The sequence below is a fragment of the Oceaniovalibus guishaninsula JLT2003 genome, from assembly GCF_000299575.1.
Classification (GTDB): Bacteria; Pseudomonadota; Alphaproteobacteria; order Rhodobacterales; family Rhodobacteraceae; genus Palleronia; species Palleronia guishaninsula.
Genome location: NZ_AMGO01000007.1, coordinates 222461 through 239184, shown reverse-complemented (window position 1 = coordinate 239184; position 16724 = coordinate 222461). Strand labels below are relative to the sequence as shown.

Annotated in this window: 17 protein-coding genes and 1 tRNA gene; 9 read left to right on the top strand and 9 right to left on the bottom strand. The window is 67.5% G+C overall.

Features of this window, described 5'->3' with window-relative positions; all coding sequences use genetic code 11:
• Positions 1-5 precede the first annotated feature (5 nt).
• From OCGS_RS02845 to OCGS_RS02810, 8 genes are all read right to left on the bottom strand, one after another.
• Positions 6-1181 carry an acetyl-CoA C-acyltransferase gene (locus OCGS_RS02845; protein ID WP_007425720.1) on the bottom strand — a complete coding sequence of 392 codons (1176 nt, stop codon included), beginning with the start codon at positions 1179-1181 and terminating at the stop codon, positions 6-8.
• Positions 1178-3292 carry an FAD-dependent oxidoreductase gene (locus OCGS_RS02840; RefSeq protein ID WP_007425719.1) on the bottom strand — a complete coding sequence of 705 codons (2115 nt, stop codon included), beginning with the start codon at positions 3290-3292 and terminating at the stop codon, positions 1178-1180. Before OCGS_RS02840 ends, OCGS_RS02845 begins: the two co-directional genes overlap by 4 nt.
• A gap of 2 nt (positions 3293-3294) precedes the next feature.
• Positions 3295-4104, bottom strand: coding sequence for an IclR family transcriptional regulator (locus OCGS_RS02835; protein WP_007425718.1), 810 nt, complete (start codon positions 4102-4104; stop codon positions 3295-3297).
• 4 nt (positions 4105-4108) lie between these two features.
• A complete protein-coding gene (locus tag OCGS_RS02830) occupies positions 4109-5446 on the bottom strand; it encodes a TRAP transporter large permease (RefSeq protein WP_007425717.1) in 1338 nt (445 codons plus the stop codon).
• Between the two features lies 1 nt (position 5447).
• Positions 5448-5960, bottom strand: a complete 513-nt coding sequence (locus OCGS_RS02825; protein ID WP_007425716.1) for a TRAP transporter small permease — start codon at positions 5958-5960, stop codon at positions 5448-5450.
• Between the two features lie 90 nt (positions 5961-6050).
• Positions 6051-7106 (bottom strand): C4-dicarboxylate TRAP transporter substrate-binding protein, encoded by a 1056-nt coding sequence (locus OCGS_RS02820; protein ID WP_007425715.1) that lies wholly within the window; start codon positions 7104-7106, stop codon positions 6051-6053.
• A gap of 269 nt (positions 7107-7375) precedes the next feature.
• Positions 7376-7461, bottom strand: a tRNA-Leu gene (locus tag OCGS_RS02815).
• A 63-nt stretch (positions 7462-7524) separates the two neighbouring features.
• Entirely contained in the window at positions 7525-8859 is a 1335-nt protein-coding gene (locus OCGS_RS02810) for a peptidoglycan-binding domain-containing protein (protein WP_007425714.1), read from the bottom strand.
• Between the two features lie 20 nt (positions 8860-8879).
• Between OCGS_RS02810 and lipB the strand changes: the two genes are divergently transcribed.
• Positions 8880-9614, top strand: a complete 735-nt coding sequence (lipB, locus tag OCGS_RS02805) for a lipoyl(octanoyl) transferase LipB (RefSeq protein ID WP_083848178.1) — start codon at positions 8880-8882, stop codon at positions 9612-9614.
• Here lipB and OCGS_RS02800 read toward each other — a convergent pair.
• Entirely contained in the window at positions 9611-10060 is a 450-nt protein-coding gene (locus OCGS_RS02800; RefSeq protein ID WP_040610331.1) for a nucleoside deaminase, read from the bottom strand. The two genes, lipB and OCGS_RS02800, sit on opposite strands and share 4 nt — an antisense overlap.
• Before the next feature lie 29 nt (positions 10061-10089).
• Between OCGS_RS02800 and OCGS_RS02795 the strand changes: the two genes are divergently transcribed.
• From OCGS_RS02795 to OCGS_RS02760, 8 genes are all read left to right on the top strand, one after another.
• Positions 10090-10878 carry a pseudouridine synthase gene (locus OCGS_RS02795; protein ID WP_007425711.1) on the top strand — a complete coding sequence of 263 codons (789 nt, stop codon included), beginning with the start codon at positions 10090-10092 and terminating at the stop codon, positions 10876-10878.
• A gap of 31 nt (positions 10879-10909) precedes the next feature.
• Positions 10910-11755 carry a TerC family protein gene (locus tag OCGS_RS02790; protein ID WP_007425710.1) on the top strand — a complete coding sequence of 282 codons (846 nt, stop codon included), beginning with the start codon at positions 10910-10912 and terminating at the stop codon, positions 11753-11755.
• Between the two features lie 69 nt (positions 11756-11824).
• On the top strand, positions 11825-12013 hold the full coding sequence (locus OCGS_RS02785) for a hypothetical protein (RefSeq protein ID WP_007425709.1): 189 nt from the start codon (positions 11825-11827) through the stop codon (positions 12011-12013).
• Complete coding sequence (locus tag OCGS_RS02780) at positions 12013-12897, top strand: 5-bromo-4-chloroindolyl phosphate hydrolysis family protein (protein ID WP_007425708.1); 885 nt, start codon at positions 12013-12015, stop codon at positions 12895-12897. Before OCGS_RS02785 ends, OCGS_RS02780 begins: the two co-directional genes overlap by 1 nt.
• Before the next feature lie 22 nt (positions 12898-12919).
• The gene (locus OCGS_RS02775) at positions 12920-14113 is read left to right on the top strand and encodes a toxic anion resistance protein (RefSeq protein WP_007425707.1); all 1194 of its coding nucleotides are present in this window, start codon (positions 12920-12922) and stop codon (positions 14111-14113) included.
• 1 nt (position 14114) lies between these two features.
• Positions 14115-15074, top strand: a complete 960-nt coding sequence (locus OCGS_RS02770) for a DUF2927 domain-containing protein (RefSeq protein ID WP_007425706.1) — start codon at positions 14115-14117, stop codon at positions 15072-15074.
• A 63-nt stretch (positions 15075-15137) separates the two neighbouring features.
• Positions 15138-16241, top strand: a complete 1104-nt coding sequence (locus OCGS_RS02765; RefSeq protein WP_007425705.1) for an SPFH domain-containing protein — start codon at positions 15138-15140, stop codon at positions 16239-16241.
• 2 nt (positions 16242-16243) lie between these two features.
• Complete coding sequence (locus OCGS_RS02760) at positions 16244-16720, top strand: hypothetical protein (RefSeq protein WP_007425704.1); 477 nt, start codon at positions 16244-16246, stop codon at positions 16718-16720.
• The last annotated feature ends 4 nt before the right edge of the window (positions 16721-16724 follow it).

Sequence of the window (16724 nt, the reverse complement as noted above, 5' to 3'; positions counted from 1 at the left end):
TCCTTTCAGAAGATTTCGATCAGGCCGGCGGCACCCTGGCCGCCGCCGATGCACATGGTGACGACGCCCCATTTCGCGCCGCGCCGCCTGCCTTCCAGCAGGATGTGGCCCGCCATGCGCGCGCCGGTCATGCCGAACGGATGGCCGATGGCGATGGACCCGCCGTTCACGTTGAACCGCTCGGGGTCGATCCCCAGCCTGTCGCGGCAATAGAGGGCCTGGCTGGCGAACGCCTCGTTCAGCTCCCACAGGTCGATGTCGTCCACCGACAGCCCCGCGCGCTCCAGAAGGCGGGGCACGGCGAAGACCGGACCGATGCCCATTTCGTCCGGCTCGCACCCCGCCACGGCAAAGCCCCGGAAGGCGCCCAGCGGCGTCGCGCCCTCGCGCGCCGCTACCGCGCCGTCCATCACGACCAGCGCGGCGGCCCCGTCCGACAGTTGCGACGCGTTGCCAGCGGTGACGAACTGTCCCTCGCCCTTGACCGGCTTCAGCGCCGCCAGGGCGTCGAGCGTGGTGGATGGGCGATTGCATTCGTCGCCGTCCAGCGTGACAACTTCATGCCGCATCTCGCCCGTGGCCTTGTCGGTGACGGCGCGCGTGACATCCATCGCCACGATCTCGTCCGCGAAAAGCCCCGCCCTCTGCGCCGCGGCGATGCGTTGCTGCGATCGCAGGGCGTATTCGTCCTGGCGTTCGCGGCTGACGCCGTAGCGGGCGGCCACAATATCGGCGGTGTCGATCATCGGCAGGTAGAGGTCGGGCTTGTGGTCCTCGATCCATGCCTCGCGCGACAGGCGGGGGGGCGGCTGCACCAGGCTGATCGATTCCACGCCGCCGGTCAGGATGGCGCCCGCGCCTTCCTGCTGAACCATATGCGCGCCCATCGCCAGCGCCTGAAGGCCCGATGCGCAGAAGCGGTTGACCGTGGCCCCCGCGATGCTGACGGGCAGGCCCGCGCGGATCACGATCTGGCGCGCGATGTTGCCGCCGGTGACGTATTCGGGATAGCCGCAGCCCCAGATGCTGTCCTCAATCAATGCGGGGTCGATGCCCGCACGTTCGACGGCCATGGCGGCGACATGGCCGCCCATGGTCGCGCCGTGGGTCAGGTTCAGGCTGCCGCGCGCGGCCTTGCCGATGCCTGTGCGCGCGGTCGAGACGATGACGGCATCCTTCATTTCGCGTCCTTTCGCTGGTTCAGGTCGGCAAACCGCCCGCCCCTGGCGGCGAGATCCGCCAGCAGGGGGGCGATCTGCCAGAAATAGGCATCGTGCTCGGCATAGCGGGCGATATCGTCCGCGATGCGGTCCAGCCCCTGCGCGTCGGCCCAGTGCATCGGCCCGCCCTTCCAGCGCGGAAAGCCGTAGCCGTGCAGCAGCACCACGTCGATGTCGGATGCGCGCGCGGCGATGCCTTCGTCCAGGATGCGCGCGCCTTCGTTCACCATCGCCGCCATATAGCGGGACTGGATCTCCTCGTCGGAAAACTGGCGCGGCGCGATGCCCAGATCGGCGCGGATCCCGTCCAGCATCGGTTCGACCTCGGGGTCGGGGCGGCCGGCGGGGGTCTCGTCGTCGTAAATGTAGTAGCCGCGCCCGGTCTTGCGGCCCAGCCGCCCCGCCTCGACCAGGCGGTCTGCAAAGACGGGCACCCGTTCGCGCGGATCGCGCGTCGCCGCCTTGCGCTGGCGGGTGGCGTGGCCGATGTCCAGCCCGGCCAGATCGCCCACCTGATAGGGGCCCATCGGAAAACCGAAAGCGACCATCGCCCGGTCGATGTCATAGGGCGACGCGCCATCCAGCACCATGTGATCGGCCGCCGCGCGATAGGTCGACAGCATCCGGTTGCCGATGAAGCCGTCGCAGACCCCCGAACGCACGCCGATCTTGCCCATCCGCTTGGCCAGCGCGAAGGCCGTCGCCGCGACCTCGGGCGCGGTGCGGTCGGCGACCACGATCTCGAGCAGGCGCATGACATGCGCGGGCGAGAAGAAATGCAGCCCGATCACGTCCTGCGGCCGCGCCGTCGCATCGGCGATCCGGTTGACGTCCAGATAGGACGTGTTCGTGGCCAGCACCGCGCCGGGGCGACAGATGCCGTCCAGCGTGCGGAACACGTCCTGCTTGACCTCCATGTTCTCGAACACCGCTTCGATGACCAGATCGGCCTGCGCCAGCGCATCGTAGCGGGTCACGGCGCGAAAGCTGCCGTCCATCAGCGCGGCGGGCGCGTCCTGTGCGATCTTGCCGCGCCTGGCGGCCCCGTCCAGCATCTTGCCGATGCCGCCGCGCGCCTTTTCCGCCGCGGCATCGTCACGCTCGACCAGCGTCACATCGAGGCCCGCCATGAGCGCCGAGGCGGCGATCCCCTGCCCCATCGTGCCGCCGCCGATGACGCCGATGCGGTCCACCTTGCGCGGCTTGACGCCGGCCAGATCGTCCTGCTGCGCCGCGCGGCGTTCGGCGAAGAACGCATGGATCATCGCCGCGCGTTCGGGCGTCCGCATCAGGTCCATGAACGCCTGGCGTTCCATCGCCATGCCGTCCGCGAAGGGCATCGCCAGACCGTCCGCCACGACATCGAGTGCGCGCAGCGGCGCCACTTGCCCGCGCGCCGATTTCGCCACCCTGGCGCGCCAGCGATCCAGCGTCTGCGGGTCGGCATCGGGCGCGGCGGTTTCCGACAGCCGGCGGGGTGCGCGGCCCTCGTCCAGCCAGCGCCGCGCCTCGGCCAGACCGGCGGCGCGGGGATCGTCCCCTTCGGCCAGCGTGTCGATCAGCCCCAGCTTCAGCGCCTCGTCCGCGCTGATCTGGCGGCCCGACGTGACAAGATCCAGCGCCGCCTCGACCCCCACGGCGCGCGGCAGGCGCTGCGTGCCGCCCGCGCCGGGCAGAAGGCCCAGCGTCACTTCGGGCAAGCCCATGCGGGTGCCGGGCAGCGCGATGCGGCCATGCGCGCCCAGCGCGACCTCCAGCCCGCCGCCCAGCACCGTGCCGTGCAGGGCCGCGATCACCGGCTTGGCGGCCCCCTCGATCTGGCCGATCAGGTCGGGCAGATAGGGTTCGACCGGGGGCTTGCCGAACTCGGAAATGTCCGCACCCGCGATGAAGGTCCGGCCCTTACAGCAGATCACCGCCGCGCGCGCCCCGGCATCGCCGGCCAAACGGGTCATCGCCTCGGCCAGCCCCTTGCGCACGGCGGCGGACAGCGCGTTGACGGGCGGATTGTCCACCTCGATCACGGCGATGTCGCCGTCGCGGCGATACTGGACGGGGGATTGTTGGGACATGATCATGCCTCTCTGCGGGACAGGGTGGAGGGCTGGCCGGTCAGTCGTTCCAGCGACCGGACGGCTTCGGCCAAGCGCGGGCCGATCTCGGTTTCCATACGGACGGCATCCGCGGCATCGGGCAGCGCGCCGCAAGTGAAAACCACCGGCTCGGGCAGGTTCGGACCACGGAACGGCACCGACACCGCGTTATAGGGCGCGGCGGCGTCAGGGCCACCGGGGGTAAAGACGAAACCCCGCGCAGTCAGTTCGGCCCCGGCACGGTTGCGCACCTGCGGCATCGGACCGAACGGCTCGGCCTCGGATGCGGGGAACTCGGCGGCCACGCGGGCCAGTTCCGCAGGCGTCGCCGCCGCCACGAAGGCGCGGGCCGACGAAAAGCCCCGCAACGCGACCGGCTGTCCGACTTCCAGCCAGATCGACGACACGCGGGCGGGCCGCCAGGTGCGGATCAGCACCAGCCGCGTGCCGTCGCGCACCGCCAGCACGACCAGCGCGCCGGTTTCGTCCGCCAGCCGCGCCATCAGCTCCTGCGCAGGCACCAGAAACGACAGCGACGCCGACGCGACCTGCCCCACCGCCACCAGCGTCGGGCCGGGACGGAAGCGATCGTCGCGCGGCGATTGCGTCAAATAGCCCAGCGTGCCCAGCGTCCAGGTCAGCCGCGACACGGTCGATTTCGGCAGGCCGGTGCGCTGCGCGATCTCGGCATTGCTCAGCCCGTCATCGGTCGGGCGGAAGGCACGCAGCACCGACAGGCCGCGGGCAAGCGTGGTGGCGAAACGGGGATCGTCGGGCGGCAGGATCATCATGCGCTCACATGCCGTTCGGAATGAAGGTCGAGATCGCCGGCACCAGGATCAGGACCGCCAGCACCACGAGGTCGATCAGCAGGAACCGCACGACGCCGGCAAAGATCTGATCGACCGTGATCGCTCCGCGCACGACGTTGCCGATGACAAACACGTTCAGCCCCACGGGCGGCGTGATCAGCCCGATTTCCAGCAGCTTGACGACGATGACGCCGAACCAGATCAGATCCAGTCCCATGCCGTCGACCAGCGGAATGACGAAGGGCAGCGTCAGCACGATGATCCCGATCGGATCGAGGAACATGCCCAGCAACAGGTAAAGCAGACTGATCGCGATCATCAGCCCCAGCGGCGGCAGGCCCGCATCCGTGACCCATGCCACGACAAGCCCCGCCGATCCGGTCAGCGCCACGAACGACACGAAGATCTTGGCGCAGGCGGCGATCAGGAAGATGGCCGCCGTCTGGATCAGGCTTTCGCGGATCGCGGCCCACATGGTGGCCAGTGTCAGCGTGCGCTGCGCGAAGCCGATCAAAATGGTCAGTATGACGCTGACCGCCGCTGCCTCGGTCGCGGTGAAGATGCCGCCATAGATGCCGCCGATGATGACCAGGAACAGCAACAAGGCAGGCCAGGCCGCCAGCGCCGCCGCCATCCGCGCGCCCGGTTGCAAGGGCTGCGGGTCGACGGGGGCCGCGGCCGGGTTGCGGCCCGCCCACCACAGGATGAGCAGCACATAGCCGGCCAGGCTGAGCAGGCCCGGCAGGATCCCCGCCAGAAACAGCTTGCTGATCGAGGTTTCGGTGAAAATGCCATATAGGATGAACAACACCGATGGCGGGATCAGCGAACCCAGCGTGCCGCCCGCCGCCACGCTGGCCGAGGCCAGCCGCGGATCGTAACCCAGCCGCAGCATTTCGGGCACGCAGATGCGCCCCATGGTCGAGGCGCAGGCGATGGACGACCCCGAGATCGCGGAAAAGCCCCCGCATCCCATGACCGACGCCACGCCGACGCCGCCCGGAATGCGCCGCAGCCAGACATTCGCCGCGTCATAGATGCGGGTGGTGATCCCGGCGCGATAGGCAATGTTCCCCAGCGCTACGAACAGCGGGATCATCGACAGGTCATAGGAGTGGATCAGCTCGAAAAAGCTGTTCATCACTAGGGACGTGACGGGATTGATCGCACGTTCCGGCGTGAACGTGCCGGTTCGCAGTGAATAGACCAGAAACCCGCCGACCGTCGCCACGCCCGCCAGCACGAAGGCGATGGGAACCCGCAGCGCCAGCAGGACGAGAACGGATGCGAAGGCGATCAGTCCGATGGTGGATGCGTCCATGTCAGATCGCCTCGTCTTCGGTATGGGGGCGGTCGGTCACGGCGCCGGTGCGGCGCAATTCAGCCCAATCGGCGACGGCGACCATCGCCAGACGGACCCACATCGCGATCAGGCCCAGCAGGAAGACCAACCGCATCGGCCAGCGCGGCAGGGCCAGTTGCCCGTCATAGAATTCGCCCGAACTCCACGCCGCGGAAAGGTCGCGCGCGCTGGCATAGATCAGCGGCAGCAGCGCCAGCAGCGCGACGATCCATCCCATGACGATCAACCGCCCGCGCATCGCCGGCGACATCCGGTCGGTGATGAAGGTCACGGCGATATGCGCCCGGTTCGCCGTCGCGGCGGCCAGGGGCAGCATAATCGTGGGAATCATCAGCTCGCGCACCATGATCACGACATCCGGCACGGTCCATCCGAACAGCGCGCGCGCCAGGACGTTGCCGGTGATCATCAGCGCCAGCGCCAGCGTCGATACGACCGCCAGTTCCAGCATGATGCGTTCGATGGCCTTCATGGGCGGGCCTCTTGCGACAAGGATCGGCGTCCCGTTGCATAGGGGGACAGGAAGGCAGGGCGACGGCAGGGCCGCCCCGCCCCGTTACGATCAGTTCTTCGGTGCCCAGGGATAGCCCTGCTCGTCACGCTGTTGGGCATACTGGTCGATCAGGGACTTGTATTCCTCGACCATCGCGGCGCCATCCAGCCCGGCCGCGTCGGCGCGGTCGATCCACTCGGCGATATAGGGCTGGCTCGCCTCGATCAGCGTCTGACGGTCGGTGTCGGAAATCTTCGTCACCTCCTTGCCCTGGTTGCGCAGGATCTGAACCGATTCCTCGTTCGCGGCGGTCAGGATACGGCCGAATTCGTCGGCCAGCCCCTCGCCCGCCGTCATGATGGCCTGCTGATCTTCGGGCGGCAGCGCGTCGAAGCTGTCCTTGTTCATCATGATGCCCAGTGCGCCGATCTGACCCCAGTCCAGCTCGGTATAACTGTCGAAGACCTCGTCAAACTTCAGCGCCTTGACTAGATAGGGATAGGTCTGCGTGCAGTCGATCAGCCCGGTCTCAAGCCCCTGATACGCTTCGTAGACGCTCATATCGACGGGCGTGGCGCCCAGATCGTTGAACACCTTGCCATAGGCGCCCACGCCGCGGACTTTCAGTCCGGCAAGATCGTCCAGCGATTTGATCGACTTGCCCTTGCAGCCGACCTGCACAGCCGAGGTCGTGTAGGTGCCGATATAGACAAGGTTCTGGTCGGCAAGGTTCTTCTGGACCTGCGGATCGGTCCGCATGATCCGGTCGGTGGCCTTCATCCCGACCCATGCGTCGTCGTTCGGAATCGGTAGGTCGGCCAAGCCATAGGCCACCATGTCCTGCGGGAAATAGACGCCGATGACGCTGCCCAGATCGGCCACGCCGTCGCGGATAGACTGGACGGCCGCCTTTTCGGAAAACAGCGCCCCGCCCCAATTGACGTCAATGGTGACATCGCCCTCCGACAGCCTTTCAACCTCGTCGACGAACCATTTGGTGCCTTCCGCGCGAACGCCCCGGTTCGGCCCCGCCTCGCCATAGAACAGCGTCGTCTGGGCAGTTGCGCATGTCGCCGCCGCGAGCAGAGCGGTCGTGGCGAGAGCCGTCTTTATCAACAATTTCATTCAGCATCCTCCCTGATGTTCCGCATAATGGCACAGCGGTTTGCACAATGGAACGATTATGTGAAGCTTTACGATCTGACTGCGGGGACGAGCCCGTCGTCAGGCGGAAACGGGTTTTTCCGACTGACACTTATGGGTGACTGGCCTGCACACGCCCCCAGCACAAGCACCAGCGTGCTATGTCGCCAGAGCTGGCAGTGTCATACGAGGGAAAAGGTGATTTGCTGTCATGTGCGGACGGCGAAGCCAGCACGACATCGTCTGGGGTCTGGTGCGGTCGAGAAGACTCGAACTTCCACGGGTATTACCCCACAGCGACCTCAACGCTGCGCGTCTACCATTCCGCCACGACCGCACGTCCCGGCTTGGACAGGGCGGCTTCTAGCGAAGGCCGCCCTGCTTCTCAAGCGGAAAGGTGCTATTGGCTGATGTCGAGCGTCGGAAGGGCCGGGGCAGCGGCATCGCTCGAAACAGGCACCACCTTGTCGGCGGGCGTGCCGCCCAGTTCGGCGGCGGCGGCGCGGATCAGATCCGCGCGCTCGGGCTGACCGGGGGCGAAGACCGGGGCGGCCTGCCCGGCCATCTCGTACCAGTCCATCGCCAGATCGACCCGCTGCGACGTGCCGAAGCCCTGCCCCAGATGGTGGCCCATCAGCTCAGCATATCCCTTTTCGCCCAAGGTGGCGAGGATGAGTGCGGAGCCCAGCGCCTCGTCCATGTCGTCGGTCCGGTACCCATTGGCCAGGCACACCTTCGCGGTCGATACCAGATCGGCGGGCGGCACGCCGGCCTCCAGCACGAATGCGGCCGTCTGGCGGATCACCTCGTCGCGCGGCGCGACCGACAGGGCCTGCACCATCGGCGCAAGACGGTCGCCATAGGCCGCGCAATGCTGGGATATCTGGTCGGGGCTGGCATTGGTCCGCGCGGTCAGCTCCTCGCCCGTGGCGATCGCGTAGGTCCGGGCAAGGCAGAATTGCTCGGACATCACGAAGCCCGCATCGGTCATGGCGGCCTGGGTCGTGAAGCCGCCATTGCCCGAGGTCAGCAGGCTGACCTTGTTGCAATGCGACGCTAGCGATGCCTGCGTAGTCTGCGTTCCGCCGAAAAGGTTGGGCAGCGTCGCGTCGGCCTCGGGGATCGCTTCGGGCAGCGGCAGTTCGGTCGCGGCCTCAAGTGCGGCTGCCGCCGGGACGGCCGCCGCGGCCACGGGGGCGGCGGCCATGACCGTGGGCGGGGTGGGCGCGGCGGGACCGGTGGGGTTGCCCGCCATCTCGGCCCGCCAGGTCCGAAGCAGGCCGCGCATGCCGTCGGGGCTGGCGGCCGCAAGCTGTTGCGTCGCATAGCCGCCCGCCTGCGCGCGCGTCCAGGACGAGACCAGCAGGTTCTGCTCGAACGGCGTCAACTGGCCGGTCGCGGCATAGCCCATATACGACTGATAGGACGAAATCGCATTGCGCGACTTGCGGCCCAACTGCCCGTCCACCGTGCCTGCGTCGAAGCCGAAATAGTTCAGCGAGGATTGAATCTCGCGTCCCGACTGGGTGGCCGGGATCGACGGACGCTTCTGGACATAGGTCTTGCGCTTGGTCGTATAGACGCGCCGCTGCGGCTGCTGACGGACGGCATGGCCCAGGACGCCGCCGATGATCGCGCCGGCGACAAAATCGCCCGCATCGGCGGATACGCGGGTCGCGGGCAGCGCAAGGATCGACGCGGCGAGGATCGTGGAGGTGAGGAAATGGATACGCACTGGAAAATCTCCCATGGCTGGTGCAGGCGTGGCGCGATCCTAGCACGGTCCGGCGGAATCGCCGCGCAAAAAGTGCCCTTGCGTCAACCGAGGAGCAACCATTGGTAGAATGGCGAACGGAAGCTGCGCCCGTAGGTTTTGCCGAGGCGCTTTCGGTCATGGAACGGCGCGCCGCCGACATCCGCGAAGGCCGGGCGGACGAACTGATCTGGCTGCTGGAGCATCCGCCGCTTTACACCGCAGGAACCAGTGCACGGCCCGAGGATCTGTTGCAGCCGGACCGCTTTCCGGTGCACGAGGTGCGGCGTGGCGGCCAATACACCTATCACGGGCCGGGACAGCGCGTCGTCTATGTCATGCTGGATGTGGCCGCGCGGGGTCACGATGTCAGGTGTTTCGTGCGCGATCTGGAACGCTGGGTGATCGCAACGCTGGCCGAGTTCAACGTCACGGGCATGATCCGGGCCGGGCGCGTCGGCGTCTGGGTCGAGCGGCCCGAAAAACCGCGGCAACCCGATGGCAGCCCCGCCGAGGACAAGATCGCCGCCATCGGCATCAAGCTGCGCCGCTGGGTCAGCTTTCACGGCCTGTCGATCAACGTCGAACCGGATTTGACCCATTTCGACGGAATCGTTCCCTGCGGCATCCGCGCTCATGGCGTCACCAGCCTGGTCGATCTGGGCCTGCCGGTGACAATGGCCGATATGGACACGGCGTTGCGGCGGCAATTCGACGCGACGATGCAGCGCCGTTAGCGGCGCGCGGCGAAGAACGCGGTCAGCAGCGCCTGTGCATCGGTCGCGGCGATGCCATCATAGATTTCGGGGACGTGATGCGTTTGCGGGTGGCTGAAGACCCGCGCGCCATGCATCACGCCGCCCGATTTCGGGTCCGACGCGCCGTAGATCAGGCGCGCGATGCGGGCCGCGGCGATGACGCCCGCGCAGGCCGCGCAAGGCTCCAGCGTGACGAAAAGCGCACAACCGGGCAGCCGGTCAGTCTCCAGCGTGCGGCAGGCGGCGCGGATCGCCAGAACCTCGGCATGGGCCGAGGGATCGTGCAGCGCGCGGGTGGCGTTTCCCGCCTGCCCCAACACCCGACCGTCCGGGCCGACGACGACCGCGCCGACCGGCACTTCGCCGCGGGCGGCTGCGGCGCGCGCCTGATCCAGCGCCATCGCCATGTGCGGGGTCAATTGCATGGGCGCCGGTCTGGCCCTATGCCGGTGCGATGACAAGTCCCGCACCCCCTTCCGGCGACCGCATCGCCAAGGTGATCGCCCGCGCGGGCCGCGCCAGCCGCCGCGAGGCCGAGCGGCTGATCGCCGAAGGCCGCGTCGCGGTGAACGGCCGGATCATCGACGGCCCCGCGCTGAACGTGACCGATGCCGACCGAATCGCGGTGGACGGAACGGAACTGGCCCCGGCGGACGAACCGCGTCTGTGGCTCTATCACAAGCCCGCGGGCCTGGTGACAAGCGCGCGGGACGAAAAGGGCCGCCGCACGGTGTTCGACGCGCTGCCGCCCGACCTGCCCCGCGTGATGTCGGTCGGACGGCTGGATTTGACCAGCGAAGGGTTGCTGCTGCTGACCAATGACGGCGCGCTCAAGCGTCGGCTGGAGCTGCCTTCGACGGGCTGGCTGCGTAAATACCGCGTCCGCGTCAATGGCAGACCCGAGGATGCCGTCTTTGCCCCCCTGCGCCGCGGGCTGGTGCTAGAGGGCGAGAAGTTCCAGCCGATGATCGTGACGCTGGATCGCCAGCAGGGCGCCAACGCCTGGATCACCGTCGCCATCCGCGAGGGCCGCAACCGCGAAGTGCGCCGCGCGATGGAGCATGTCGGCCTGCCCGTGAACCGCCTGATCCGCATCAGCTATGGTCCCTTCCGGCTGAACGACCTCAAGCCCGGCGAGGTCGAGGAGGTCAAGGCGCGGGTGCTGCGCGACCAGCTTGGGCAGGGCGGCGACGCGCCCCCCCGGGCAGAGGCAAAACCGAAACCCGTGCGCCGCAGGCGCTGACGGACCCATTCCCCAAAGAACAGGGACGACGATGACCGACCTTCTGACGGCCGAAAACGCGCTGAACCTGGTGATGCTATTGTTTCTTCAGGCCGTGCTGGGCTTCGACAACCTGCTTTATATCTCCATCGAATCGCAGCGCGCGCCCGTGGCGCAGCAAAAGGCGGTGCGCTTCTGGGGCATCGTCATCGCCGTGGCGCTGCGGGTGGTGCTGCTGTTCGTGATGATCCACCTGATCGACCTGCTGAACGAGCCGTTCTTCATCATGGACTGGGACGGGATCCTGACCGGCGGCGTGAACTTCGCCACCTGCGTCTTCCTGATCGGCGGCGCGTTCATCATGTATACCGCGGTCAAGGAAATCAGTCACATGCTGTCGATCGAGCATCTGGGCACCGACATCAAGGCGGGCAGCGGCAAGTCGGCGGCGCAGGTCGTGGGGCTGATCGTGTTCATGAACTTGGTCTTCTCGTTCGATTCGGTGCTGTCGGCGCTGGCGATCAGCGATGTGTTCGCGATCCTCGCCACCGCCATCGTGCTGAGCGGGTTGGCCATGCTGCTGCTGGCCGAAAAGGTGACGGATTTTCTGAAGAAGAACCGCATGTACGAAGTCCTTGGCCTGTTCGTCCTGCTGATCGTCGGTGTCGTGCTTCTGGGCGAGGCGGGCCAGGCGGCGGTGCACGGAATGGAAGCGGCGGGCATGGCCCACGAGGATGCAAAGGCCCTGGCGCTGCATGTCTTCGGCTACGAAATCGTGCCGATGTCGAAATCGACCTTCTATTTCTCGGTCGCGGTGCTGTTCGTGGTCGAGATCATCCAGTCCCGCTACAAGCGCAAATTGACGGCCGAACGCAGCGCCGTGGCGCGAAGGGTCTGACACCCGCCCGCTGGCAAGACCCCATGCGCGGCCTTATATAGCGCGCAACGCCGCAATCAGGGATCGGCAATGGCGCGCATCGTCCTCGTTCTTCTGGTGCTGGGCTGCGTCAGCGTCGCGGGCCTTGGCATCGCCCTGGCCGTCAGAAACCTGCGCGGCACCGGCGGCGGCGATGGAAAGGGATTCGCGATGGCAAAGATCTCGTTCGTGCTGCTGGTGGCGCTGATCCTTTACGTCTCGCTTTGGGGGGGCGCCTGATGGCGCGGCGCTTCGGCGGCAAATACAGCCCGACCGACGTTCCGCCGGCAGGTTCCCGGCCCGTCGGGCGCGACTGGACCGGACGCCGCCCCGTGCCGTCGGGCGCCCGGCTGAACGCGCTGTTTCTCGCACCCGCGCCGCTGGTTCTGCGGGCCTTCGGCAGGGATCCGGTCGGCCTTGCGCTGAATCTTGCGGCATTCGGGATCCTCATGGGGGCGGCCTATCTGACGCGCGAAGGCGTGCGGGCGCAGGAAGCATACGACGGCCGCCGCGTCGCCCGCCGCCCTGCCCTCCCGCGCAAGATACTGGGCAGCCTTCTGACCGGTGCGGGCCTTGCCGTGGCCGCGGCCGCCAATCCAATTGCCGCGGCCATCTTCTTCGTGCTGGGCACCGCATTGCATTTCCTGTCGTTCGGTGCCGATCCGCTGCGCGACAAGGGACAGGACATCGACCGCGCGCAGGCCGACCGCGTCGCGCGCGTTGTCGACGAAGGCGAAGCGCATCTGCGTGACATGATCGCCGCCGCCGAACGCACCGGGGACCGCACCGTCATCGACCGCGCGCACGCCTTCGCCGCCACCGCGCGCACCATGTTTCGCACCGTCGAGGACGATCCGCGCGATCTGACCGGCGCGCGGCGGTGGCTGGGCGTCTACCTTCAGGGCGCGCGCGACGCGACGGTGAAATATGCCGATCTGGTCGCCGCCCGGCCCGACGCGCCGGCGCGGGCCGCCTATCTGTCGCTGCTCGACGATCTGGAGACCGGTTTCGCCACGCGGACGCAAAAGATGCTGACAGAGGATCGCGGTGATCTGGAAATCGAGATAGAGGTTCTGCGCGACCGGCTGGACCGCGAAGAAATCAACGCCCGGCGCGACGCCTGACCGCCACTGGAAGGAACGACACATGGCCGAGACGACGCGACGCAAGGCAGCCGACAGCATCGCCGCGGTGGACGAGGTGACGGGCACCGTGCTGCCCGAACCACAGGCCGACGTGGTCCCGTTCGAGCGGGCCGACCCGCAGCTTGCCCAGCAGATCGAGCGCCGGATCTCCGAGATCGACATCGACGACACCCAGTCCATCGTCACCTTCGGCGGCGCGGCACAGGCCGAGTTGCAGCAGATCAGCCAGTCTATGCTGGCGGATGTCCGCAACAAGGATGTCGGGCCCGCCGGGGGCGCGCTGCGGCAAATGGTGACGACGCTACGCGGTTTTTCGGTGTCGGAACTGGACATGCGCGGCAAGCGCACGCTTTGGGAACGTCTGATGGGACGCGCGGCGCCGCTGGCCCGCCTGACCGCCCGCTTCGAAGAGGTTCAGGGCCAGATCGACAAGATCACCGGCGAATTGCTGAACCACGAGCATCGGTTGCTCAAGGACATCAAGTCGCTCGACCGGCTCTATGACAAGACGCTGGCCTTCTATGACGAGCTTGGTCTCTACATCGCCGCCGGCGAGGAGAAGCTGCGCCGCCTCGACGCCACCGAGATCCCCGAGGCCGAGGCGCATCTGGCCGCCTCGCCCGAGCAGGAGGGCGTGATGGCGGCGCAGATCCTGCGCGACCTGCGCGCGGCGCGCGACGATCTGGAACGACGCGTGCACGATCTGCGGCTGACCCGGCAGGTGACGATGCAGTCCCTGCCCTCGATCCGGCTGGTGCAGGAAAACGACAAGTCGCTGGTGATGAAGATCAACTCGACGCTGGTGAACACCGTGCCGCTCTGGGAAACGCAACTCGCCCAAGCCGTCACCATCCAGCGCGGTGCCGACGCGGCCGAGGCGGTGCGCGGCGCCAACGATCTGACGAACGACCTGCTGCGCGCCAACGCCACCAATCTGCGTCAGGCCAATTCGGCCATCCGCACCGAGATGGAGCGCGGCGTCTTCGACATCGACGCGGTCAAGACGGCCAATGCCGAACTGATCGCCACGATCGAGGACAGCCTGCGCATCGCCGACGAGGGACGCGCGCGCCGCGGTGCGGCCGAGGAGGATCTGGTGCGGATGGAGGCTGAACTGAAATCCGCGCTCGGCGCGGCCCGGTCGCGCGGTGCGGGAACCGGCGACGATGCCGCCACGTCTGCACCCGCGGTCTGACATGGCCGTCTGTCGCCTTGCGGCGGCCGTTCTGCTGGCGGCGCTTACGGTCGCCTGCGCGCCGGTCCCTTCGCCCGACGAAGACGTGCCTGTCGTCGCCGAGGATCGGCCGTCGTTGCCGCCCCAGCGAAAGGCCAAGGTGGCCAACGGCCCGTCAGCGACAAGCCAATTGCTGACGCAGTATTACGCCCGCGTCGAACGCTCTTTGCTGGCCAAGGGATTGCTGCGGACGGACGGCGGCGGACGCGATACCCCGTTCGATGCAGCGACGCTTGCCGATACGTTCATCCGGGTGGCCCTATTCGACGAATATTCGGAAGTGGGCGGACAGCTTGTCGCCAAGCAGACCGCCAGCCGCCTGCATCGCTGGACGGTGCCCGTGAACGTCACGCTGGACTTCGGCCCGTCGGTGGCGCCCGAGGTCGTGGCGCGCGACACCGCGCTGGTCCGCGCCTATGTCGCGCGCCTTGCCCGCGCGACGGGGCACCAGATGCAACTGTCGGACGGCCCCGGAAACTTCAACGTCTTCATCGTCAACGAGGACGAACGCCGCGCTTTGGCGCCGCGTCTGCGCGACCTGATCCCCGGCCTGTCGGACGCGGCCTTGCGTCTGGTGACGGACCTTCCGCAATCCAATTACTGCATCGCCTATGCCCTCGACGGCACCGACAGCGGCAGCTATTCGCGCGCCATCGCCATCGTGCGGGCCGAGCATCCCGATCTTCTGCGCCTGTCCTGCCTTCACGAGGAAATCGCCCAAGGGCTGGGGCTGAGCAACGACAGCCCCCTGGCCAGACCGTCGATCTTCAACGACGACGAGGAATTCGCGCTTCTGACGCCGATGGACGAGATGATGCTGAAAATGCTCTACGATTCCCGTCTTCGTCCTGGGATGACCGCCGCCGAGGCGGCCCCCATCGCGCAAGGGATTGCGCTGGAGCTGTTGGGCGGCGATGTCTGAACGGCGCGCCGGCCGCGCCGGCCCGCTCAACGTTGTCCCGCCCGCCTGAAAGGAGGCACGTCCATGTCCATTTTCGACTTCCTGTCCGGCCAGTTCATAGACGTCATCGAATGGACGGACGACACCCGCGACACGCTGGTCTGGCGGTTCGAAAGGCAGGGTCACGAAATCAAGTACGGCGCCAAGCTGACCGTGCGCGAAGGTCAGGCGGCCGTCTTCATCCACGAGGGGCAGTTGGCCGACGTATTCATGCCCGGTCTTTATCTTCTCGAAACCAACAACATGCCGGTGATGACGTCGCTTCAACACTGGGATCACGGGTTTCGCTCGCCCTTCAAGTCCGAGATTTACTTCGTCTCGACCAACCGGTTCACCAACCTCAAATGGGGCACGCGCAACCCCGTCATCCTGCGCGACCCCGAATTCGGACCGACGCGCGTGCGCGCCTTCGGCACCTATGCGCTGAAAGTGACCGATCCGGCCCGCTTCCTGACCGAGATCGTCGGCACCGACGGCGAGTTCACGTCGGACGAAATCACCTATCAGCTTCGCAACATCATCGTGCAGGAATTCAGCCGCGTCATCGCATCGTCCGGCATTCCGGTGATGGACATGGCCGCCAACACCGCCGATCTGGGCAAACTGGTGGCCGAGCGGATCGCCGCGACGATGACCGAATACGGCGTCACCATCCCCGAGCTTTACGTCGAGAACATCAGCCTGCCCGCCGCGGTCGAGGCCGTGATGGACCGCCGCACCGGAATGGGCGTCGCGGGCGATCTGGACCGCTATGCGCGCTTCCAGACGGCCGAGGCGCTGGGCCAGCCGGGCAGCGGCGCAGGGTCGGCAATGGGCACGGGCCTGGGTGCCGGGATCGGCATGGCGATGGCGCAGCAGATGGGGCCGTGGGGCCCGCGCCCCGTGCAGCCTGCGCCGCCGCCCCTGCCACCCGTCGAACGGGTCTGGCACATCGCCGAGAACGGCGCGACGCAGGGGCCTTTCAGCATGGCGCGACTGGGGCGCATGGCGGCCGAGGGCGGTCTTGCCCGCGAAACGCTGGTCTGGACCGCCGGGCAGGACGGCTGGATGCGCGCGGACGAGACGGATCTGGGGCGGCTCTTTACCGTCATGCCGCCGCCGCCGCCCGCCCCGCGGCAGGGGGATTGACGATGCCCCGGCACATGCGCGACCGCGGCACGTCGCCGGCCGCCCCTGTCGCCGTCGTTGCGCGTCTCTGGCGTCCGACGCTCAAGCTGCTGCACTGGGGCGCGCTTGCGCTGGTGCTTGCCGTCTTGCTGGTGGGCATCAACCCGGTCACGCGCTGGGGCGTTGTCGCCGTGGCGATCCTTTGGGGGATCGCGGCGCTGACGCTGGGCATTTCCGCGCGCCCCGGTCCCAAGCTGTCCGGCTGGGTTCGGCGGGCCTTCGTTCCGCTCCATGCCGCGTTGATCGGGCTGCTGGCCGTCGCGGCGGTCATCGTGTTGCGCGCCGATCCCGGTCCTGCGACGGGTGTGACGCGCGGCATGGGTCTGACGTTGCTGGCCGCCGTCATCGTGCATGGCGGCTTTCACGTCTGGCGTCACGTCGCACTGCATGACGGCGCGCTGCGCGCCATGCTGCCGCGCGCGATGCATCGCTGGCTGTGAACGG